This is a genomic window from Streptomyces sp. NPDC034085, from assembly GCF_055575555.1.
Genome location: NZ_JBVISL010000013.1, coordinates 101,505 through 120,191 on the forward strand (window position 1 = coordinate 101,505; position 18,687 = coordinate 120,191).

Annotated in this window: 20 protein-coding genes and 1 pseudogene; 10 read left to right on the forward strand and 11 right to left on the reverse strand. The window is 72.1% G+C overall.

Features of this window, described 5'->3' with window-relative positions; translation table 11 throughout:
- Window positions 1-145: 145 nt before the first annotated feature.
- Entirely contained in the window at window positions 146-529 is a 384-nt protein-coding gene (locus ACZ501_RS31565; protein WP_361608284.1) for a cupin domain-containing protein, read from the forward strand.
- Window positions 530-625: 96 nt separating this feature from the next.
- Here the strand turns inward: ACZ501_RS31565 and ACZ501_RS31570 are convergent, their stop codons facing one another.
- Window positions 626-982 (reverse strand): nuclear transport factor 2 family protein, encoded by a 357-nt coding sequence (locus ACZ501_RS31570; RefSeq protein WP_361608282.1) that lies wholly within the window; start codon window positions 980-982, stop codon window positions 626-628.
- Between the two features lie 280 nt (window positions 983-1,262).
- Here ACZ501_RS31570 and ACZ501_RS31575 point away from each other — a divergent pair, with 280 nt between their 5' ends.
- Window positions 1,263-2,546 carry a pyridoxal phosphate-dependent decarboxylase family protein gene (locus ACZ501_RS31575; protein ID WP_468800038.1) on the forward strand — a complete coding sequence of 428 codons (1,284 nt, stop codon included), beginning with the start codon at window positions 1,263-1,265 and terminating at the stop codon, window positions 2,544-2,546.
- A gap of 429 nt (window positions 2,547-2,975) precedes the next feature.
- Here ACZ501_RS31575 and ACZ501_RS31580 read toward each other — a convergent pair whose 3' ends face one another.
- From ACZ501_RS31580 to ACZ501_RS31590, 3 genes and pseudogenes are all read right to left on the reverse strand, one after another.
- The gene (locus ACZ501_RS31580; RefSeq protein ID WP_361608278.1) at window positions 2,976-3,506 is read right to left on the reverse strand and encodes a GNAT family N-acetyltransferase; all 531 of its coding nucleotides are present in this window, start codon (window positions 3,504-3,506) and stop codon (window positions 2,976-2,978) included.
- A 22-nt stretch (window positions 3,507-3,528) separates the two neighbouring features.
- Window positions 3,529-4,032, reverse strand: coding sequence for a GNAT family N-acetyltransferase (locus tag ACZ501_RS31585; protein ID WP_361608276.1), 504 nt, complete (start codon window positions 4,030-4,032; stop codon window positions 3,529-3,531).
- 16 nt (window positions 4,033-4,048) lie between these two features.
- Window positions 4,049-4,516: pseudogene (locus ACZ501_RS31590) on the reverse strand (GNAT family N-acetyltransferase).
- A gap of 233 nt (window positions 4,517-4,749) precedes the next feature.
- Here ACZ501_RS31590 and ACZ501_RS31595 point away from each other — a divergent pair.
- A complete protein-coding gene (locus tag ACZ501_RS31595) occupies window positions 4,750-4,956 on the forward strand; it encodes a hypothetical protein (protein ID WP_361608272.1) in 207 nt (68 codons plus the stop codon).
- Window positions 4,957-4,999: 43 nt separating this feature from the next.
- On the opposite strand, the gene ACZ501_RS31600 is transcribed toward ACZ501_RS31595, so the two are convergent.
- From ACZ501_RS31600 to ACZ501_RS31620, 5 genes are all read right to left on the reverse strand, one after another.
- Window positions 5,000-5,398 carry a PIN domain-containing protein gene (locus tag ACZ501_RS31600; RefSeq protein WP_468800040.1) on the reverse strand — a complete coding sequence of 133 codons (399 nt, stop codon included), beginning with the start codon at window positions 5,396-5,398 and terminating at the stop codon, window positions 5,000-5,002.
- Complete coding sequence (locus ACZ501_RS31605; protein WP_468800042.1) at window positions 5,395-5,679, reverse strand: hypothetical protein; 285 nt, start codon at window positions 5,677-5,679, stop codon at window positions 5,395-5,397. The genes ACZ501_RS31600 and ACZ501_RS31605 overlap by 4 nt, the downstream gene beginning before the upstream one ends.
- Window positions 5,680-5,785: 106 nt before the next feature.
- Window positions 5,786-7,489 (reverse strand): nitrite/sulfite reductase, encoded by a 1,704-nt coding sequence (locus ACZ501_RS31610; RefSeq protein ID WP_361608266.1) that lies wholly within the window; start codon window positions 7,487-7,489, stop codon window positions 5,786-5,788.
- A gap of 14 nt (window positions 7,490-7,503) precedes the next feature.
- Window positions 7,504-8,694 carry a hypothetical protein gene (locus ACZ501_RS31615; RefSeq protein ID WP_468800044.1) on the reverse strand — a complete coding sequence of 397 codons (1,191 nt, stop codon included), beginning with the start codon at window positions 8,692-8,694 and terminating at the stop codon, window positions 7,504-7,506.
- Window positions 8,691-10,436, reverse strand: coding sequence for a hypothetical protein (locus ACZ501_RS31620; protein ID WP_468800046.1), 1,746 nt, complete (start codon window positions 10,434-10,436; stop codon window positions 8,691-8,693). Before ACZ501_RS31620 ends, ACZ501_RS31615 begins: the two co-directional genes overlap by 4 nt.
- A gap of 339 nt (window positions 10,437-10,775) precedes the next feature.
- Here ACZ501_RS31620 and ACZ501_RS31625 point away from each other — a divergent pair, with 339 nt between their 5' ends.
- Genes ACZ501_RS31625 through ACZ501_RS31655 form a run of 7 tightly spaced genes read left to right on the forward strand, consistent with a single transcriptional unit; the run spans window position 10,776 to window position 17,036 of the window.
- Window positions 10,776-11,477 carry a phosphoadenylyl-sulfate reductase gene (locus tag ACZ501_RS31625; protein ID WP_468800048.1) on the forward strand — a complete coding sequence of 234 codons (702 nt, stop codon included), beginning with the start codon at window positions 10,776-10,778 and terminating at the stop codon, window positions 11,475-11,477.
- A 35-nt stretch (window positions 11,478-11,512) separates the two neighbouring features.
- Window positions 11,513-12,058 (forward strand): adenylyl-sulfate kinase, encoded by a 546-nt coding sequence (gene cysC / locus ACZ501_RS31630; RefSeq protein WP_468800050.1) that lies wholly within the window; start codon window positions 11,513-11,515, stop codon window positions 12,056-12,058.
- Between the two features lie 53 nt (window positions 12,059-12,111).
- Window positions 12,112-12,981: a sulfate adenylyltransferase subunit CysD gene (gene cysD, locus ACZ501_RS31635; protein WP_468800125.1), complete on the forward strand. Its 870-nt coding sequence runs from the start codon at window positions 12,112-12,114 to the stop codon at window positions 12,979-12,981.
- 2 nt (window positions 12,982-12,983) lie between these two features.
- A complete protein-coding gene (locus tag ACZ501_RS31640) occupies window positions 12,984-14,267 on the forward strand; it encodes a sulfate adenylyltransferase subunit 1 (protein ID WP_468800052.1) in 1,284 nt (427 codons plus the stop codon).
- A gap of 2 nt (window positions 14,268-14,269) precedes the next feature.
- Window positions 14,270-15,382: an ABC transporter substrate-binding protein gene (locus ACZ501_RS31645; RefSeq protein WP_468800054.1), complete on the forward strand. Its 1,113-nt coding sequence runs from the start codon at window positions 14,270-14,272 to the stop codon at window positions 15,380-15,382.
- Window positions 15,383-15,388: 6 nt separating this feature from the next.
- Window positions 15,389-16,177 (forward strand): ABC transporter ATP-binding protein, encoded by a 789-nt coding sequence (locus ACZ501_RS31650; RefSeq protein ID WP_468800056.1) that lies wholly within the window; start codon window positions 15,389-15,391, stop codon window positions 16,175-16,177.
- Complete coding sequence (locus ACZ501_RS31655; protein ID WP_468800058.1) at window positions 16,164-17,036, forward strand: ABC transporter permease; 873 nt, start codon at window positions 16,164-16,166, stop codon at window positions 17,034-17,036. The genes ACZ501_RS31650 and ACZ501_RS31655 overlap by 14 nt, the downstream gene beginning before the upstream one ends.
- A gap of 13 nt (window positions 17,037-17,049) precedes the next feature.
- Here ACZ501_RS31655 and ACZ501_RS31660 read toward each other — a convergent pair whose 3' ends face one another.
- Window positions 17,050-17,790, reverse strand: coding sequence for a sirohydrochlorin chelatase (locus tag ACZ501_RS31660; RefSeq protein ID WP_468800060.1), 741 nt, complete (start codon window positions 17,788-17,790; stop codon window positions 17,050-17,052).
- Window positions 17,791-17,805: 15 nt separating this feature from the next.
- Window positions 17,806-18,585: an AfsR/SARP family transcriptional regulator gene (locus ACZ501_RS31665; RefSeq protein ID WP_361610681.1), complete on the reverse strand. Its 780-nt coding sequence runs from the start codon at window positions 18,583-18,585 to the stop codon at window positions 17,806-17,808.
- Window positions 18,586-18,687: the final 102 nt, after the last annotated feature.

Sequence of the window (18,687 nt, forward strand, 5' to 3'; positions counted from 1 at the left end):
CTCAGCTTGGCACGGTGCGGCTGACACGGGGCTGATGAATTTCTGAGACGTGAATTCCGCCGCCCGGTCAGGGGCCCATCAGTGCCGGCTGGGATAGTGAAGGGCGATCGGACTTCTTCACTTCACCAGGTACAGGGGAGTTCCCGTGAGCGCCGAGACCGCCAAAATTTCCGTATCGCGTCTCTACAACGACGAGAACGGCGAATCGCATTTCATCGACGAGACGCTGGAGGTGACGGCCGTCAATTTCGCCCCGCCCGCGCCGTCGCTCTTCGTCTCCGAGGGCGTGCCGGCCAAGCAGGCCGTCTACCTCTACATTCCGGCCGGCTGGTTCGGCGACTTCCACCCGGCGCCGCGCCGCCAGATCATGACGCTGGTCAGCGGACGGATGGAGTGCGGGGTCAGCGACGGCACCTGGCGCACCTTCGTCCCCGGCAACACCCAGCTGGTCGAGGACACGCAGGGCAAGGGGCACGCCACCAGGGCCCTGGAGGACTGCGTGATGATCGTGTCGCAGCTGGCGGACTGACGCCCGCCGCACAGCACCCGCCGCACAGCACCCGCCGCACAGGAGGAAGGGGCGCGGTCCGGAATTCCGGCCCGCGCCCCTTCCTTTCCCGCCGTTCTATCCCTTGACGTAGCCGAAGCTCTCGGCGAGCAGGCCGTTCTCCAGGCGGTGCACGTTCACCCCGCGCACGAAGTCCCGCGCGCCGCCGCCCCAGCGCAGGGTCCAGCGGCATACGGCGCGCTCGCCGGCCGTCCAGACGTCCTCCACCTCGAAGGTCATGTTGTCGTTGCCCGCGATCGCGGTCCAGAACTGGAGGCATTCGGCATACCCGACGTGCTTCGTGCCGTCGGGGGCGGGGCCGGAGTTCTCCAGCCGGCAGTTCTCGGCGAGGATGTCCTTCAGCAGGCCGGGGTCGTGGAGCTGGAAAGCCTGGTTGAACTGTTCGATGACTTTGCGTGTCTGCTCGTCGGACATCGGGACTCCTCATGTCTCATGGCTCGGCACGGGTGGCCCGGCCGGATCGGTCCGGGGCACAGGAGAAAGTAATACAGTCCAACGGCCTCCGCCGTCCAAGTTTCCGTTCCTTCAGTCCATTTGAGTCAGTCGCACGTCAGTACCAGCCGCCTAGCTTTGCCGTATGACCACAGCAGACAGTGCGCCTCTCGCATTGGCCTATCAGCAGGCCACCGAATATCTGGCGGGTCTCGCCGATCGGCCGGTGGGTGCCACTGCCGGCTCCGAACAATTGCTGAAAATGTTCGGTGGCCCGCTGCCCTCCGGACCGGCCGATCCGACGGAGACCATCGAAGTGCTCGGCCGCGCGGTGGCCGAAGGCGGCATCCCCACGGCCAACGGCCCCCGCTACTTCGGCTACGTCACCGGCGGCACCCTGCCCGTCGCCATCGCCACCGACTGGCTCGTGGCGGCGTACGACCAGACCGCCAGCCTCTACAACCTCTCCCCGGCCATCGCCGTGGCCGAGCACGTCGCCGCGCAGTGGGTCCTGGAGCTGCTGGGCCTGCCCGCCCACGCCTCCGTGGGCTTCCCCACCGGCTGCACCATGGCCCACCTGACCTCCCTGGCGGCCGCCCGGCACAAACTCCTCGCCGAGGCCGGCTGGGACGTCGAACGCGAAGGCCTGGGCGGCGCGCCCGACGTGGCCATCGTGGCGGGGGCCCAGCACCACATGACCATCGACCTGGCCGCCCGCTACCTCGGCTTCGGCACCGCGCGCATCCGCAACGTGCCGGTGGACGAGAAGGGCCGCATGGTTCCGGCGGAACTGGAGACCACCCTCGCCGGGATCGACGGGCCGGTCATCGTCTGCGCGCAGATCGGCGACGTCAACTCCGGCGCCGTCGACCCCGTGGGGGAGATCTGCGACATCGCGCACCGCCACGGCGCCTGGGTCCACGTCGACGGCGCCTTCGGCCTGTGGGCCGCGGCCAGCCCGAAGCTCCGCCCCCTCGTGGAGGGCGTGGAGCGCGCCGACTCCTGGGCACTGGACGCCCACAAGTGGCTCAACGTCCCCTACGACTGCGGCATCGTCGTCATCGCCCACCCCGAGGCCCACCGCGCCGCGATGCTCAACGAACGCGCCGGCTACCTCCCGCCCGGCACCGACGGCGAACGCGACGCCATCGAATGGGTCCCGGACTTCTCCCGCCGCGCCCGCAGCCTCCCGGTCTGGGCCGCCCTGCGCACCCTGGGCCGCTCGGGCGTCGCCGACCTGGTCGAACGCTGCTGCGCCCACGTACGCCGCTTCGCGGACCGCCTGACCGGGGTGCCGGGGGTCGAACTCCTCAACGACGTCGTCCTGAACCAGCTCCTGGTCCGCTTCGGCGACGACGACGAGACGACCCGCCGGGTCATCGCCCGCATCCAGCGCAGCGGCACCTGCTGGTTCGGCGGCACGGTGTGGGAGGGCCGGGCGGCGATGCGCATCTCGGTGGTCAACTGGCGCACGACGACGGAGGACGTGGACCGGAGCGTGCAGGTTGTTCTGGAGGCCCTGGCGGAGGAACGGGCGACTGGCTGACGGCTGCGGGTGGCCGCTATCTCCCCCTCGCGGGGTGGGGGCCCGCCTCCCCGTGTGCGGGCCGGTGGGGTGGTGAGCGCGCCCCCCTGCGGCGGTCTCGCAGCCGGTTCGGGGGTTTCCCGTCAGTCCCATCGTCGTTCCGTGTCGGGCCGGCCTGTCAAGGGCGCTCCTTCGTCGCGTCACTGCGTGATCGCCTTCGGCGCCCCTTGACAGCCCGCCCCGCCCCGGAAAGCCGAAAGACTGCCGGGAAGCCCCCGAAAGAACGGTCACGGGACAGGAAGAGAGGAGCGGGTTTCTCAGCGATGAGGCGAGGGGCCGGGGGCCGCTCCCTGCATCAGAGGTCGGCCAGATCCCCCTGCGGAGCACCCAGGCACGAAAGATCGCTACGCGCTCCTCGCATCTCGGCGTCTGGCGGGAGTCCTGGGCTAATCACGGGTTCAACGGCCGGACCATTGCCGTGAGCACGGGGGAGTCCGGGGCGGGCCGGACGGGGCCGATCGCCTCGTACCCCCACGACTCGTAGACCCGCTGGACCTTTCCGTCTCCGGCGGCCGGGTTGACCATGAGCGATGCGTACCGGTCCGCGCGGCCGGCCAGCAGCGCGTCATGAAGCCGCCGGGCCAGGCCCGTCCCCCGGTGGGGAACCGTCACGCCGATCTCCCTGAGCGCCAGGGTGCGCGTACGGGTGTACCCCGCGTCCAGGTCGCCGATCCGCTTCCACCAGAGGTCCCCGGCCTCCACGGTGTTGCCGTACGCGTACCCGACCGCCCGGTCGTCGGCGTCGAAGGCGAGCACGGCCGCGAAGCCGGGCGTACGGCCGTAGCGCTCCAGACGCTCGGCGAGGGTGGGCACGGCGTAGTTCGGCAAGTGCAGCAGCGGTGCGCGTACCTCGGCGTACGCCTCGATCAGCGGGCCGCGGGCCTGCTCCACGTCGGTGAACCGACGCAGTCGGGTCGTCATGTGATCCGCCTCGGTGTCATCGCTACAGATTCCGGACCATCACCGCGTAGACGGGTGAGTCGTCGGAGGGCTTGGCTTCGTCCCGCTTCTCGTAGCCCCATCGCTCGTACAGCGCCTGCACTTTCGCGTGGGTGGAGTCCACGAGGAGCGTCGCGAAGTCCACGTCCATGGAGTGGAGCAGTGCGTCATGGATCCGCTGTGCGCGGCCGGTGCCCTGCCACTGGGGTGTCACCATCAGCTCGGACAGGGCGAAGATCCGGCCGCGCACGCCCTTGGGTCGATCCGCCCCCTTCCACCAGCCGCCCGGTTTGAATTTCGATCCGTACGCGTATCCGACCGGCCCGCCGTCTTCCCAGCCCGAGACACACGTCCAGTCCTCCCGCCCCGACCACAGGTCGACGAAGTAGGAGAACCGCTCGCGGGAGTGGAACGGGTCGGGATCGTTCGCGTACACCTCGTCGTGGATGTCCAGGAGCAAGGAGCGGACGTTAGGGGCGTCGGCGTGCGCGTACCACTTCAGGTCCATCGTCGTGTGGGCGCCGTTACCGGCCAGTCAGGCCGGTCAGCATGACCGCGTACACCGGTGAATCCGCGAACGGCTGGTTCTCCCCGATCTTCCGGTAGCCCCACCCTTCGTACATCGCCTGGAGACGAGGCCGTTTCGTGTCCACGGTGAGTACCGCCAGCGCCTCCGGCCGCCCTTCGAGGAGCGCGTCGTGCGTGTCGGGCCGTTCCGGCGGGGTGTCGAGGTGTCCTTGCTACCACTCCCGCCCCGGCGTGGCGGGCGCGCCGTAGGAGAAGCCGACCGCCACGGGTCCCTCCCAGGCGATCACGCAGGAGAAGCCGGGCTTCCCGCCCCAGTGGTCCACGAACCAGGGGAAGCGCTGGACGAACTCCTCGTGCCGGCGGTCCGCGTACGCGTCCTCGTGCATGTCCAACAGGGTCCGGCGGATGTCGCCGAGGTCGTCGTGGCCGTAGCGCTTCAGCTCGATGGTCACGCAGTGCTCCATTCGGTGCGGTAGCGGTCCGCCCATTCCCGGGCCACCTGGGCGGAGGCGGCGATCGCGAACAAGGACCGGTGGAAATCCCCGATCATCGTGCGGAGGCAGCCACCCCTTCCTGGCCCACGTGGGCCGCTGGCTGTTGACTGGTTGCAGCCACGCGGGGCGAGGAAGCTCCGCGACCACCCCGGCCCACGTCGGGTGGGAGTACTTCCTCATCGGCATGTGCTCGGAGGTACCGGATGAGTGAGCAGTACGAGTACGTGCCGCACCGGCTGCTCCGCAAGCGCGTCCGCGACATCGCGTCCGGTGTCGAGGGCGAGCTGATGGCCGTCGTCAACGAGAACGTCTCCGACACCGGCATCGAGCGCTGGATGGAGCTCGCGTACATCCGGGGCGCGTCCGGGCGGGAGTTCACCACCGCCGTCGGCAACGTCGAGCCGGCGTGACACCGTGAAGGTCTCCGGTGGAGGGGCGCGGTCCGTGGGGGCGTCAGACCTTCTCGGCGGTCACGCGGGGATGCTCGGCTGTGAGCAAGGAGATGTCCTCGACGTCGGACGTCAGGATCGTGACCTGGCCCGGCTGTGCAAGGGCCGTGGCGCAGAGCATGGCGTCGATTGCGTACTTGTGGCCGTGCAGGCCGGCGGCGCGCAGCAGGGCGGCGGCGGACTGGGCGAGCGGCTGGGTCAGGGGCTCGACCCGCAGCCGGGACAGCGTCCATCTGAGCGCCGCGTCGTTGATCCGGGGGTGGATCACCTCGACCAGCACTGCGGCCGAGGTGATCACCGGAAGGTCGGCGGTGTGGGCGGCGGTGAGCCACTCGTGGATCTCCCGGTCGCGCTGCACGGCCTTGGCCAGGCCCTCGCTGTCCAGGATCAAGGCACCGCTCACGCCGCCGCCCCGGCTCCGGTGGAGGCGCCGCCGGTGAGTTTGGCCCGCTTGGCCGCCACCGCTTCGGGATCGGCGGGACCGTTGACCACCTCGAAGTCGGCGATCAGCTCCTCCAGGTTGTCACGCTCGATCTGCCGCTGGGCCGCCTTCTCGAGGTAGGCGGACACGCCCCGCTTGCCGACCCGGTCCCTGATCGCTTGCAGGGTTCCTGCGGTGAGGGACACGGAGATGCCACTGCTGGGGCCATCACCGGGTGGGAACTCGATCTCGTCTTCGGTCATGACATCATTATGCCATTTCCAATGCTATACGGCGTGCCGAGTCGTACCGCCCCGGACCCGGTGCGCCGGAGCGGGCCGCATGAGTCGGGCATGCACACCGGCGGCCCTACTGGAGGGCCGACTCGTCGCAGCGGGTGACCCACGCCGTGAAGGACTCCGACGGGGACGTGCGGTTCGAGAGGTAGGTGCGGGTCAGGCGTTCGACGTAGTCGGGGAGGTCCGCCGCCGTGGTCCTGAGGCCGCGGAGCTTCTTGCCGAAGGTGCCTTCCTGGTCCGCCGAGAGGGACAGGGTGCCGCCCAGGTGGATCTGGAAGCCCTCGACCTGGCGGCCGGTCTCGTCCGGGACCAGCTGGCCCTTGAGGCCGATGTCCGCGACCTGGGTGCGGGCGCAGGAGTTCGGGCAGCCGTTCACGTTGATGGTGAGGGCTGCCTCCTCGCCCGACAGGCGCTTTTCCAACTCCGCTACGAGGGTCGCCGCCCGTTCCTTCGTCTCGACGATCGCCAGCTTGCAGTACTCGATCCCCGTGCACGCCATCGTGTTCCGCCGCCAGGGGGACGGGCGGGCCTGGAGGCCGATCCCGGCGAGGTCCGTGACGAGCGGCTCCGGGTCCGACACGTCCAGGACCAGGAGCTTCTGGTACGGGGTCAGGCGTACCCGGCCGCTGCCGTGCGCTTCGGCGAGGTCGGCCAGGGCCGCGAGCCTGGTGCCGGAGAGGCGGCCCGCCACCGGCGCCGCGCCCACGTACCACAGGCCGTCGCGCTGGCGGTGCACGCCGATGTGGTCGATCGGCGCCGGGGGGAGGGAAGGGGCCGGGCCGTCGAGGAGGGGGCGGCCCAGGTACTCCTCCTCCAGCACCCGGCGGAACCTCTCCACCCCCCAGTCGGCGACCAGGAACTTCAGGCGGGCCCGGCCCCGCAGCCGCCGGTAGCCGTAGTCGCGGAAGAGGCGGGCCACCGCCACCCACACGTCCGGGACGTCGGCGAGGGGGACCCAGACGCCGACGTGCTGCGCCAGGATCGGCACCGTCGAGAGGCCGCCGCCCACCCACATGCCGAAGCCCGGACCGTGCTCCGGATGGACCGCGCCCAGGAAGGCCAGGTCGTTGATCTCGTACGGAACGTCCGGCAGCCACGACACCGCCGACTTGTACTTGCGCGGCAGGTTGGAGAGGGAGGGGTCGCCGACGTAGCGGGCGGCGATCTCGCGTACGGCCGGGGTCGCGTCGAGCACCTCGTCGGTACTCACCCCCGCCACCGGGCTGCCCACGATGACGCGCGGGCAGTCCCCGCACGCCTCGGTGGTCGACAGCCCGACCTCCTCCAGCCGCCGCCAGATCGCCGGGACGTCCTCGATCCGCACCCAGTGCAGCTGGATGTTCTGCCGGTCGGTGACGTCGGCGGTGTTGCGGGCGAAGCGCATCGAGACGTCGGCGACCGCCCGCAGCTGGGCGGCGTCCAGGGTGCCGCCGTCACTGCGCACCCGCATCATGAAGTGCTCGTCCTCCAGCTCCTCCGGCGCGAGCGAGCCGGTCCTGCCGCCGTCGATCCCGGGCTTGCGCTGGGTGTACAGCCCCCACCAGCGCATCCGGCCGCGCAGGTCGTCGGGGTCGATGCTCGCGAAGCCCTCGCGGGAGTAGACACGCTCGATGCGCTCGCGCACCAGCAGCGGGTCCTCGACCGCCTTGAACTCCTCGTTGGCGTTGAGCGGTGCGCGCCCGCCCAGCGCCCACTGCCCCTCGGGGCGCTTCGCGGCGGCGGGGCGCGCGGATCCGGCGGTCCGGACCGGTGGCGCGGCGACTGTTTCCGTCATGGTCCTGCTCCTCCTCAAGGGGTGGTGCCGAGGCCCGCGACGGGAACGATCATTCCGCTGGGCAGCCAGCTCGCGGACTCGGTGTGGTGGTGTCCGCCGCCCGCGGCCGGACCCCCGCTGCCGGGTACGTAGAGCACCGCGGCGGCGTAGAGCTTCGCGGGCGCTGGCCCGGCAGAGCCGCGGGCCGCGCGCCACGCCTCGTACCCGGCGGCGGTCGGGACCTCGCCCGGCAGCCGGGCGCCGAGCGCCGCCGCGTACTCCACGGCGGCCGGGCCGTTCGGCGCGTACCGCAGCGGGATGAGCTGGCCCGCGCTCGGCGAGAGCAGCGGTGCGCTCAGCAGCCAGGGCGCCAGGTAGGTGCCCTCGGCGACGGCGCGCCCCGCCTCGACGTCGCGTACGGCGGTGTCCGCGCCGGCCCAGCCGGAGGTCACCACCAGGGGCCGGCGGGTCGAGTCCGGCCTGCCCACCGCGATCCCCGCGCGGGCCGCAGCGCCGCGCACCTGTGCGGCCGCGGCCCGCCCGCGCGGCGAGTCGTCCTCCACCAGGGCCAGCGCACGCGTCCCGCGCCCGGCGAGGAAGCCGACGGTCTCCCGCAGCGCGGCCGCGTCCGCCTCCGCCAGCGCGTCGGCCGGGCACCCGGCCGGCGGCTCCGCGCTGCCGCCCAGCACCGCACCGGCGGCGGCGCTCGCGCACTCCGGCCCGTCGGCGCCGCTCAGCCCGGCCGGCGCGGCCCTCCCGCCCGCGCGGCCCGTGTCCACCGCCAGCGGCGCGAGCGACCCGCCGGCGGAGACCCACACCCGCCCGGGCCCCGCGGGCAGTTCGACCGGCACCCAGGTCAGCGCCGAGCCGGGCCGCCGGCCGCCCCGCACGAGCCGCTCCCGGTCCGTCCCGGCCGAGGCCTCGGGGGCGGCGACGCCCACCAGGTTGTACCCCGGCCGGTTCGGCACCACCAGCACCGGCACCTGCGCGCCGCCCATCCCGAGGGAGCCCAGCAGCGGCCCCGCCGACACCGGCCGCGCCCCGCCCGCACCCGCCGGCAGCAGCGGCCCGCCCCACGCCCCCGCGAGGACCGCGCACGCCACCGCCGCGGCGAAGTACGCCGAGGCGGTGGTACGGCGTGCGAGCAGCCGCGTGCGCAGGAGCAGCAGCGCGCCCAGCGCCAGGGCGGCGGTCAGGACGACCGCCGCCGCGAGGACCGCGTTCACCGCCGTACGACGCTGTCGCTCACCACGAACAGGACGCCGTGCGGCTGCGCGTCACCGAAGTCGCCGTGCGGCCAGGAGGCACGGTCGAAGCCGACGCAGGGCTTGCCGGTGTTCTCGTCCCGGAAGGACCGGTCCAGGGACACCCTGCCGCGCCGGTCGACGTCGAACATGCACACCCGGTGGTCACCGCCGCCGCCGAAGGAGCCGGCGACGAAGTAGTTGGCCACCGCGATCCGGCTGACCTGCGTCGTCTCCCGGTAGACGCCGTCCGCGCCGCGCCTGAAGTTGTCCATGGCGCCCCAGTGCGGGCCGCCCGAGCTGACGTCGCGGATCGGCACGGTGCTCACCAGCTCCGGGCAGTCCCGCTCACGGCCGCCCCGGGCCGCCTCGCCCAGCTCGTCGACGGAGCACGTGGCACCGTCGCCGGCGGCGAGGAGCTTCTGGATGTCCAGGACGTAGATCATGCCCGTGGTCTCCTCCAGCGGCTTGCCGTAGGGCACCGACTGGCCCATCACCGTGTGGAAGAGGAACCGGTCGTCGGGGCTGACGGCCAGCCAGCTGCCGTTGTCGCCGCTGCCGGTGACGTCCTTGTCGCGCCGGAAGCTGCGGTAGGCGGTCGTGTCGTCGAAGACCTCCTTCCACTGCGGGTCGGGCACCGTGATGTCGGGGGTGTAGAAGACGGCCCCGCCGGCCATCGAGGAGACGAACGCGCCCTTGTGCCCGGGCCGGTTGGTCAGCGCGGTCTCCATGACCACCCGCGACTCGCGGAAGAAGGCGCGCTGCTCCTGCGCCCCGCGCGGCCCGTCGGCGACCTTGGACACCGACTTCAGCGTCGGGTTGTCGCGGTCGGTGATGTCGAAGACGCGGACCGTCTGGCGCGCCAGGTTCTCCTTCAGCGCCGAGTCGGGCGTCATGAAGTTGCGGGCCTCGGCGAAGTCGCTCGCCACCATGACGTTCAGGTCCTCGCGGACCGCCACGCCGTGCGGGTTGGCGCAGGTCGCGGCCGGCAGCGCCGGGACGTTGCCGCACTGGGCGGGGTCCTCGCCGGCCTCGGTGGCCGCCGGGATCTCCGCGAGGGTCCCGCCGTCCCGGCCGATCCGGACGATCTCGCCGGGCGAGCCGGCCGCGCCGTTGCCGACGCGTACCTGGCCGTTGGTGTAGGTGCAGGGGCCGGTCACGTTCGGGCCGCCCATGTACGTCCCGTACGCGGTCCCGTCGCTCAGCACCTGGTAGGCGTCGGGCAGCGTCCCGCAGGGGGTGTCGGCGGCGGTGTTGACCCCGGCGATCGTCAGCGCGGGCAGCGCCTTCGCGTCGAAGACGAACGTGGTGTCGCTCATGATGCCGCCGGCGTAGATCCGGTCGCCCTTGTGCCACACGTACTGCATGTGGTGCGGCTCGTTGCCGTTGTTCGGGCCGACGGTGACCGTGTTGGCGACCTTGCCGTACGTCGGCGACCCGGGGGTGGCGTCGATGACGGTCAGGAAGTCCGGCGCCGGCTGCTTGGCGGGCCCGGACCACACGAGCATCCACTGCCGGCCCGGCCCGCGCGAGGCGTCCACCAGGTGGTTGGTCGCCGTGTACGTGACGCCGTCGCCGCCCTGGAAGCTGGAGGTCCAGGTCTCCGGCGTACCGGCGGCGGCGGGACCCGCCGCGGTGAGCATGGAGGCGGTGAGTCCCACCGCCGACAGACAGAGTGCGAGGCGGCGTATCAGCCTTCCTCGGCGCAGACCTTGCAGGCTCATTTCTCCGCGTTCCCTCTCCGGGGTAACGGCCGGAAAAAGGGGCGGACCGGCCGGTCGACGGGAATTACCAAGCGATTTTCGGCTCACTATGGCACAGGGGTGCTGGCGGTCCGCTGATGGGAGCCTTACAGCGCCCTGACGGTGCGTCCGGAGGAACTCCGCAAAACCCCTGAATTGCAAGTCGTCGCTGGTGGGAGCCGTAGAGTGGCTGGTTCACGCCGAAAAAGCCGAAAATACCGGCGATCAGCGGACCGTCAGTGCTTTATGTGTCGGCATTGCTAATCTCGGCTCAGAAATTTCCTGCCCGTTCGCCGCGTCCCCCTGAGAAGGAGCCGCCGGATGACGACGACTCACGTACACGGAATGACGCAAGAACTCGCCGAACGGGCGGGCCGGGACCTGGAGGACGCCTCCGCGCTGGAGATCGTCACCTGGGCGGCCGAGACGTTCGGGAAGAGGTTCTGCGTGACCTCCTCGATGGAGGACGCGGTCGTCGCCCACCTGGCGTCCCGCGCCTTCCCCGGTGTGGATGTGGTGTTCCTCGACACGGGCTACCACTTCGAGGAGACGATCGGCACCCGTGATGCGGTCGAGGCCGTGATGGACGTCAACGTCATCACCCTCACCCCCCGGCAGGCGGTGGCCGAGCAGGACGCCGAGTACGGCCCGGGGCTGCACGACCGGGATCCGGACCTGTGCTGCGCGCTGCGGAAGGTCAAGCCGCTGGAACAGGGGTTGACCGCGTACGACGCGTGGGCGACGGGGCTGCGCCGTGACGAGTCCCCGACGCGGGCGAACACGCCGGTGGTCGGCTGGGACGGGAGGCGGCGGAAGGTGAAGGTTGCGCCGATCGCCCGCTGGAGCCAGGACGACGTGGACGCCTACGTGGCGGAGCACGGTGTGCTCACCAACCCGCTGCTGATGGACGGCTACGCCTCGGTGGGCTGCGCTCCGTGCACCCGGCGGGTGGCGGAGGGCGAGGACGCCCGGGCCGGCCGGTGGGCGGGGCGGGGCAAGACCGAGTGCGGACTGCACGGCTGATGACGACGAGCGAAGAACGTACGGAGACAGAGCAGATGAGCGTGAGCGACCAGGGCGCCACGGTGTGGCTGACCGGGCTGCCGAGCGCGGGCAAGACCACCATCGCGTACGCGCTGGCCGAGCGGCTGCGCGGCGAGGGCCACCGGGTGGAGGTCCTCGACGGGGACGAGATCCGCGAGTTCCTCTCCGCCGGCCTGGGTTTCAGCCGTGAGGACCGGCACACGAACGTGCAGCGGATCGGCTTCGTCGCCGAGCTGCTGGCGAGCAACGGCGTCAAGGCGCTGGTGCCGGTGATCGCCCCGTTCGCGGACAGCCGTGAGGCGGTCCGCAAGCGGCACGCGGCCACCGGGTCGCACTACCTCGAAGTGCACGTGGCCACTCCGGTCGAGGTGTGCTCCGAGCGGGACGTGAAGGGCCTGTACGCCAAGCAGGCCGCGGGCGAGATCTCCGGTCTGACCGGCGTCGACGACCCGTACGAGGCACCGCAGGACCCGGACCTGCGGATCGAGTCGCACACGCAGACCGTCCGGGAATCCGCAGCGGCGCTCTTCGCGCTGCTCGAACAGAGGGGTCTCGCGTGACCACCGTCATTCCCGTCGACAAGGCTGCGAGGGCGCTGAACCACCTGGACTCGATGGAGTCGGAGGCGGTGCACATCTTCCGCGAGGTGGCGGGCGAGTTCGAGAAGCCGGTGATCCTGTTCTCCGGCGGCAAGGACTCCATCGTCATGCTGCACCTGGCGCTGAAGGCGTTCGCCCCCGCCCCGGTGCCGTTCACGCTGCTGCACGTCGACACCGGCCACAACTTCCCCGAGGTCCTCGCCTACCGCGACCGCACCGTCGAGAAGCACGGCCTGCGCCTGCACGTGGCCTCCGTCCAGGAGTACATCGACGCCGGCAAGCTCCGCGAGCGCCCCGACGGCGTCCGCAACCCGCTCCAGACCGTCCCGCTCACCGAGGCGATCCAGAGCCGCAGGTTCGACGCCGTCTTCGGCGGCGGCCGCCGCGACGAGGAGAAGGCCCGCGCCAAGGAGCGCGTGTTCTCCCTGCGCGACGAGTTCTCCCAGTGGGACCCCCGCCGCCAGCGCCCCGAGCTGTGGCAGCTCTACAACGGCCGCCACGCCCCCGGCGAGCACGTGCGCGTCTTCCCGCTCTCCAACTGGACCGAGCTGGACGTGTGGCAGTACATCGCCCGCGAGGGCATCGAACTGCCCGAGATCTACTTCGCCCACGAGCGGGAGGTCTTCCAGCGCAACGGCATGTGGCTGACGGCCGGCGAGTGGGGCGGCCCGAAGGACACCGAGCCGGTGCAGAAGCGGCTGGTCCGCTACCGCACCGTCGGCGACATGTCCTGCACCGGCGCCGTCGACTCCGACGCCACCACGCTGGACGCCGTGATCGCCGAGATCGCCGTCTCCCGCCTCACCGAGCGGGGCGCGACCCGCGCCGACGACAAGCTGTCCGAGGCCGCGATGGAAGACCGCAAGCGCGAAGGGTACTTCTAGACATGGACGACACGACGACACTGCTGCGCTTCGCCACCGCGGGTTCCGTGGACGACGGCAAGTCCACCCTGGTGGGCCGCCTGCTGCACGACTCCAAGTCGGTCCTGACCGACCAGATGGAGGCCGTGGAGCGGGTCTCCGCCGACCGCGGCCAGGAGGCCCCGGACCTCGCGCTGCTCACCGACGGCCTGCGCGCCGAGCGCGAGCAGGGCATCACCATCGACGTCGCGTACCGCTACTTCGCGACCGCGCGGCGCCGGTTCATCCTCGCCGACACCCCCGGGCACGTGCAGTACACCCGGAACATGGTCACCGGCGCCTCCACCGCCGACCTGGCCGTGGTCCTCGTCGACGCCCGCAACGGCGTCATCGAGCAGACCCGCCGCCACGCCGCCGTCGCCGCCCTCCTGCGCGTCCCCCACGTCGTCCTCGCCGTCAACAAGATGGACCTCGTCGGCTACGACGAAGCCGTCTTCGCCGCCATCACCGCCGAGTTCACCGCCTACGCCGCGGACCTCGGCCTCCGGAACGTCGCCGCCATCCCCCTCTCCGCCCTGGCCGGCGACAACGTCGTCGAGCCCTCCGCGCACATGGACTGGTACGGCGGCCCCACCGTCCTGGAGCACCTGGAGACCGTCCCTGTCGGCGACGGGCCGACCGCCGCCCCCGCCCGCTTCCCCGTCCAGTACGTGATCCGCCCGCAGAGCGCCGAGCACCCCGACTACCGCGGCTACGCCGGCCAGATCGCCTCCGGCGTCCTGCGCGTCGGCGAAGCCGTCACCGTCCTGCCGTCCGGCCGCACCTCGGTCATCGAAGCCATCGACGCCCTAGGCGTACCCGTGTCGGCGGCCCGCGCCCCCCAGTCGGTCACGCTCCGCCTGGCGGACGACGTCGACGTCTCCCGCGGCGACCTCATCGCCCCCGCCGGGGCCGCCCCGCACACCACCCAGGACGTCACGGCCACCGTCTGCCACGTCGCCGACCGGCCCCTCACGGTCGGTCAGCGCGTCCTGCTCAAGCACACCACCCGCACGGTCAAGGCGATCGTCCGGGACATCCCCTCCCGGCTGACCCTGGACGACCTGTCCCAGCACCCCGACCCCGGCCGGCTGGCGGCCAACGACATCGGCCGCGTCGTCGTGCGCACCGGGGAGCCGCTCGCGCTCGACGCGTACGCCGAATCCCGCCGCACCGGGTCCTTCCTCCTCATCGACCCCTCCGACGGCACCACCCTGACCGCGGGCATGGCGGGCGAGGCCTTCACCGAGAACGAACGGACCCCCTGACGATGCGCCCACCGCGCCGCCCCCGCCGCACCACGGCCCTCGGCCTGCTCCTCGCCGCAGCCCTCACCTCCTGCGGCTACGGATCCCGGGCCGCCCAGGTCCCCGACGCCGCCCCGGTCGGCGCGGCGGGCGAGAAGCTCTCCGCCGGCTCCGTGACCCTCGGCTACTTCCCCAACCTCACCCACGCCACCGCCCTGGTCGGCGTACGGGAGGGCCTGATCCAGCGGGAGCTGGGCGGGACCGTCCTCAAGACCACCACCTTCAACGCCGGCCCGGCCGAGATCGAGGCCCTGAACGCGGGCTCCGTCGACATCGGCTTCATCGGGCCCTCGCCCGCCGTCAACGGCTACGTGAAGTCCAAGGGCCGGAACCTGCGGATCGTCTCCGGCGCGGCCTCCGGCGGCGTCAGGCTCGTGGTGAACCCGGACAAGATCAAGACCCTGGACGATCTCAAGGGCAAGAGGATCGCCACCCCGCAGCTCGGCAACACCCAGGACGTGGCCTTCCTCGACTGGATCTCCGCACGCGGCTGGAAGGTCGACGCCGCCAGCGGCAAGGGGGACGTCTCCGTCGTCCGCACCACCAACACCATCACCCCCGACGCCTACCGCTCCGGCTCCGTCGACGGCGCCTGGGTGCCGGAGCCGACCGCGTCCAAACTGGTCGCCCAGGGCGGCACCGTCCTGCTGGACGAACGGGACCTGTGGCCCGGCGGCACGTTCGTCATCACGAACGTCGTCGTCTCGCAGAAGTTCCTCCGGGCCCACCGGGACGTCGTGGAGGCCGTGCTCCGCGGCACCGTGAAGACCAACGAGTGGATCAACGCCCACCAGGACCAGGCCAAGTCCTCCGCCAACGCCGCCCTGAAGACCCTCAGCGGCAGGGAACTGGAGCCCGCCGTCCTCGACGGGGCCTGGCCGGGGATCCTCGTCACCGACGACCCGCTCGCCGCCACCCTGAAGACCCAGTCCGACCACGCGGTCGCGGCCGGCCTCCTGGAGGAGCCCGACCTGAACGGCATCTACGACCTCGGGCCGCTCAACGAGGTCCTCGGTTCCCTGCGCAAGCCCACCGTCGACGCCGCGGGCCTGGGCACCGACGCCCGAGGGAGGTGAGCCGCGATGGCGACCGCCCTCATCAACGCGGAGAACAGCACCACGACGGACCGGCAGGCCGTCCGCATCGAGCACGTCTCGAAGTCCTACCCCGGCCCCGCCGGCCCCCAGGTGGTCCTGGACGACATCAGCCTGAACGTCGCTCCCGGCGAGTTCGTCACCCTCCTCGGCGCCTCCGGCTGCGGCAAGTCCACCCTGCTCAACCTGGTGGCCGGCCTCGACGCCCCCACCGCCGGGACCATCACCGCCGAGGGCCGCCCGGCCCTGATGTTCCAGGAGCACGCCCTGTTCCCGTGGCTGAGCGCGGGCAAGAACGTCGAACTCGCCCTGCGGCTGCGCGGGGTGGCCAAGGCCGACCGCACGACGGAGGCCGAACGGCTGCTGGAGCTGGTCCGCCTCGGCGGCGCCCACGGCAAGCGCGTCCACGAACTGTCCGGCGGCATGCGCCAGCGCGTGGCGCTGGCCCGCGCCCTCGCCCAGGACAGTCGGCTGCTGCTGATGGACGAGCCGTTCGCGGCCCTCGACGCCATCACCCGCGACGTCCTGCACGGCGAACTCACCCGTATCTGGCAGGAGACGGGGATATCCGTCCTCTTCGTCACCCACAACGTCCGCGAGGCCGTCCGCCTCGCCCAGCGCGTCGTCCTCCTCTCCTCCCACCCCGGCCGGGTCGCCCGCGCATGGGCCGTGGACCTCGCCCAGCCGCGCCGCATCGAGGACGCGGCGGTCGCGGACCTGTCCCTGGAGATCACCGAACACCTGCGAGGGGAGATCCGCCGCCATGGCCGGCACTGACCTCAGGCCCCGGACCGCCGCCAACGAGCTGGCCGGGCTGGACGCCCTGGAAACCCGCCAGGGAGCCCGCACCCCGCTGCGCCGGGTGCTCCTCGCCAAGGCCCTGCCCCCCGCCACCGCCGTCGTGCTGGTGCTGACGGCCTGGCAGGTGCTGGTCCTGGCCCGCATCACCGACGACCACGTGCTGCCGCCGCCCTCCGCGGTGTGGGACAGCCTGGCCGACCTGTGGCTGCGGGGCACCCTCCTCGACGTCGTCTGGACCAGCGTCTGGCGCGGCCTGTCGGGCTTCCTGCTCGCCCTGGCCGTCGGCACCCCGCTCGGCCTGCTCGTGTCCCGGGTCGCGTGCGTACGCGCCGCCGTCGGCCCCCTCCTGTCCGGCCTGCAGTCCCTGCCGTCGGTGGCCTGGGTACCCCCGGCGGTGCTCTGGCTGGGCCTGGACAACTCGATGATGTACGCCGTCGTCCTGCTCGGTGCCACCCCCTCCATCGCCAACGGCCTCGTCTCCGGCATCGACCAGGTCCCGCCGCTGTTCCTGCGGGCCGGCCGCTCCCTGGGCGCCACCGGCCTGCGCGGCGCCCGGCACGTCGTCATGCCGGCCGCGCTGCCGGGCTACCTGGCCGGCCTGAAGCAGGGCTGGGCGTTCTCCTGGCGCTCCCTGATGGCCGCCGAGATCATCGCCAGCTCCCCCGACCTGGGCCTCGGCCTCGGCCAGTTGCTGGAATCCGGGCGCGAGACCTCGGACATGGCCCGCATCTTCCTGGCCATCGTCCTGATCCTGCTGGTCGGCATCGCCGTCGAACTGCTGGTCTTCGCCCCGGCGGAGCGCCGGATGCTGCGCCGCCGCGGCCTGCGCCCGTGATCCCGTACCCGCGTCAGCCCGTCAGCGCCAGGGCCCCCGCCCGCGCCTCGTCGTACCGGCGCAGGACGAGCCGTACGAGTTCGGGGGCGGCGCCGAGCACGGCGCCCAGGTGGTCCGCCCCCGCCGCCGCCGCGCCCGCCGCGATGCGGTCCGGGAGCCGCCCCGGCGCCAGGACGTACGGGGCCACCGCGATCCGCTCCGCGCCCTCGGCGCGCAGCATCCGCACCACGTCCTCGGTACGGGGGAAGGTCCCGCCCGAGGCGAAGGCGGGCCGTACGGCCCGCCATCCGGTGCGCTGCCACCGGCGGGCGGTCCCGGCGAGCGCGGCGGCCGCCTCCGGATCGGCGGTCCCCGCGGCCGCGAGCACCACGGCGGTCGCCGTACGCTCCCCGGGGCGGAGGCCGGCCTCGTGCAGCCGGCGCTCCAGCGCGGCGGTCAGCAGCGGGTCCGGGCCCAGGACGCGGGCCTGCCGTACGGCGAGGGACGCCGGCGCCCGGTGCAGTGCGCCGGGCAGGTCGACCGACGCGTGGAAGGCGCGGGTCAGCAGCAGCGGCTGGACCACCACCCGCCGGGCGCCGTGACGGGCCAGCCGCTCCAGCCCGTCCGGAACGGACGGCGGGTCGAAGTCCAGGAAGGCGGTGGCCACGGGGAGTCCGGGCCGCGCCGACCGGATCCGCCGGGTGAGGGCGGCCACCGTCCGCGCGTGCCGGGGGTCACGGCTGCCGTGCGCCACCAGCAGCAGGCTCTCGCCCATCCGCCGGGCTCCCGGCTAGCCCGCGACGAGGGCCGGCACCGGCCAGTAGGGCTCGTCCTGGAGCAGCATCGGGTCGTGGGTGAGGATCGCCCGCTCGTACTGGCTCAGGACGGGGGAGGGCTCGATGCCCTGGGACTCGATCATGTTGTGCCGGCACTGGCGGTAGACCGTCAGGGCGTCGAGCTGCCGGCCGCAGCGGTACAGGGCGCGCATGAGCAGCATGCAGAACTGCTCGTGGTTCGGGTTGCGCGAGTACAGCTCGGTCAGCTCCGGGAGGATCCGCTCGTGGCCGCCGGTGCGCAGTTCCAGATCGTAGAGCAGGATGAGCGCGGAATTGCGGGCCTCGAGATAGCGGGTGGAGGCGGTCTGGCAGATCGGCCCGCCGGCCAGTCCGCCGAATACCGGGCCCCGCCAGCGGGACAACCCCTCGCGAAGGTCCGCGATGTTCTGCCGGTGGCCGGAGAGGGTGTCCGTTCCCGAGCGCGCGTGGATCGCGTCCACGGTGTCGAGGAACAGGTAGGCGTCGAGTTCCCACCGGTCGAAGAGGAACTGGTAGCCGGAGGTGCTCGTCACCACCCGGGAGCCCTCCCGCTCGGGCTCCACCGCGGCCAGGGTCCGGCGGACCCTGCTGACCTGCGCCTGGAGGGCGTTCTCGACCTTGTTGGGGGGTGTGGTCCCCCACAGTTCGAGGATGAGGGAGTCGACGGTGACGAGGGATCCGCCGGCCGCGAGCAGGGTCGCCAGGAGCGTCTGCTGCATGGCGCCGCCGAGCCTCACGGCGACTCTCTGTTTCATTATTTCCATGGAGCCTAGGACTGAGAACAGCAACACAAACATCTCCCCGCGAGATGGAAAGAGAACGGTGTCGTGTGCACTGGCGCCGGCGTGCGATTCGGC

Bases quoted from the DNA above. Each gene is read 5' to 3' on its own strand.
- ACZ501_RS31570 (WP_361608282.1), bottom strand. From the start codon at position 982: ATGTCCGACGAGCAGACACGCAAAGTCATCGAACAGTTCAACCAGGCT.
- ACZ501_RS31575 (WP_468800038.1), top strand. From the start codon at position 1,263: ATGTTCGGTGGCCCGCTGCCCTCCGGACCGGCCGATCCGACGGAGACC.
- ACZ501_RS31580 (WP_361608278.1), bottom strand. From the start codon at position 3,506: ATGACGACCCGACTGCGTCGGTTCACCGACGTGGAGCAGGCCCGCGGC.
- ACZ501_RS31585 (WP_361608276.1), bottom strand. From the start codon at position 4,032: ATGGACCTGAAGTGGTACGCGCACGCCGACGCCCCTAACGTCCGCTCC.
- ACZ501_RS31595 (WP_361608272.1), top strand. From the start codon at position 4,750: ATGAGTGAGCAGTACGAGTACGTGCCGCACCGGCTGCTCCGCAAGCGC.
- ACZ501_RS31605 (WP_468800042.1), bottom strand. From the start codon at position 5,679: ATGACCGAAGACGAGATCGAGTTCCCACCCGGTGATGGCCCCAGCAGT.
- ACZ501_RS31610 (WP_361608266.1), bottom strand. From the start codon at position 7,489: ATGACGGAAACAGTCGCCGCGCCACCGGTCCGGACCGCCGGATCCGCG.
- ACZ501_RS31620 (WP_468800046.1), bottom strand. From the start codon at position 10,436: ATGAGCCTGCAAGGTCTGCGCCGAGGAAGGCTGATACGCCGCCTCGCA.
- ACZ501_RS31625 (WP_468800048.1), top strand. From the start codon at position 10,776: ATGACGACGACTCACGTACACGGAATGACGCAAGAACTCGCCGAACGG.
- cysC (WP_468800050.1), top strand. From the start codon at position 11,513: ATGAGCGTGAGCGACCAGGGCGCCACGGTGTGGCTGACCGGGCTGCCG.
- cysD (WP_468800125.1), top strand. From the start codon at position 12,112: ATGGAGTCGGAGGCGGTGCACATCTTCCGCGAGGTGGCGGGCGAGTTC.
- ACZ501_RS31640 (WP_468800052.1), top strand. From the start codon at position 12,984: ATGGACGACACGACGACACTGCTGCGCTTCGCCACCGCGGGTTCCGTG.
- ACZ501_RS31645 (WP_468800054.1), top strand. From the start codon at position 14,270: ATGCGCCCACCGCGCCGCCCCCGCCGCACCACGGCCCTCGGCCTGCTC.
- ACZ501_RS31650 (WP_468800056.1), top strand. From the start codon at position 15,389: ATGGCGACCGCCCTCATCAACGCGGAGAACAGCACCACGACGGACCGG.
- ACZ501_RS31655 (WP_468800058.1), top strand. From the start codon at position 16,164: ATGGCCGGCACTGACCTCAGGCCCCGGACCGCCGCCAACGAGCTGGCC.
- ACZ501_RS31660 (WP_468800060.1), bottom strand. From the start codon at position 17,790: ATGGGCGAGAGCCTGCTGCTGGTGGCGCACGGCAGCCGTGACCCCCGG.
- ACZ501_RS31665 (WP_361610681.1), bottom strand. From the start codon at position 18,585: ATGAAACAGAGAGTCGCCGTGAGGCTCGGCGGCGCCATGCAGCAGACG.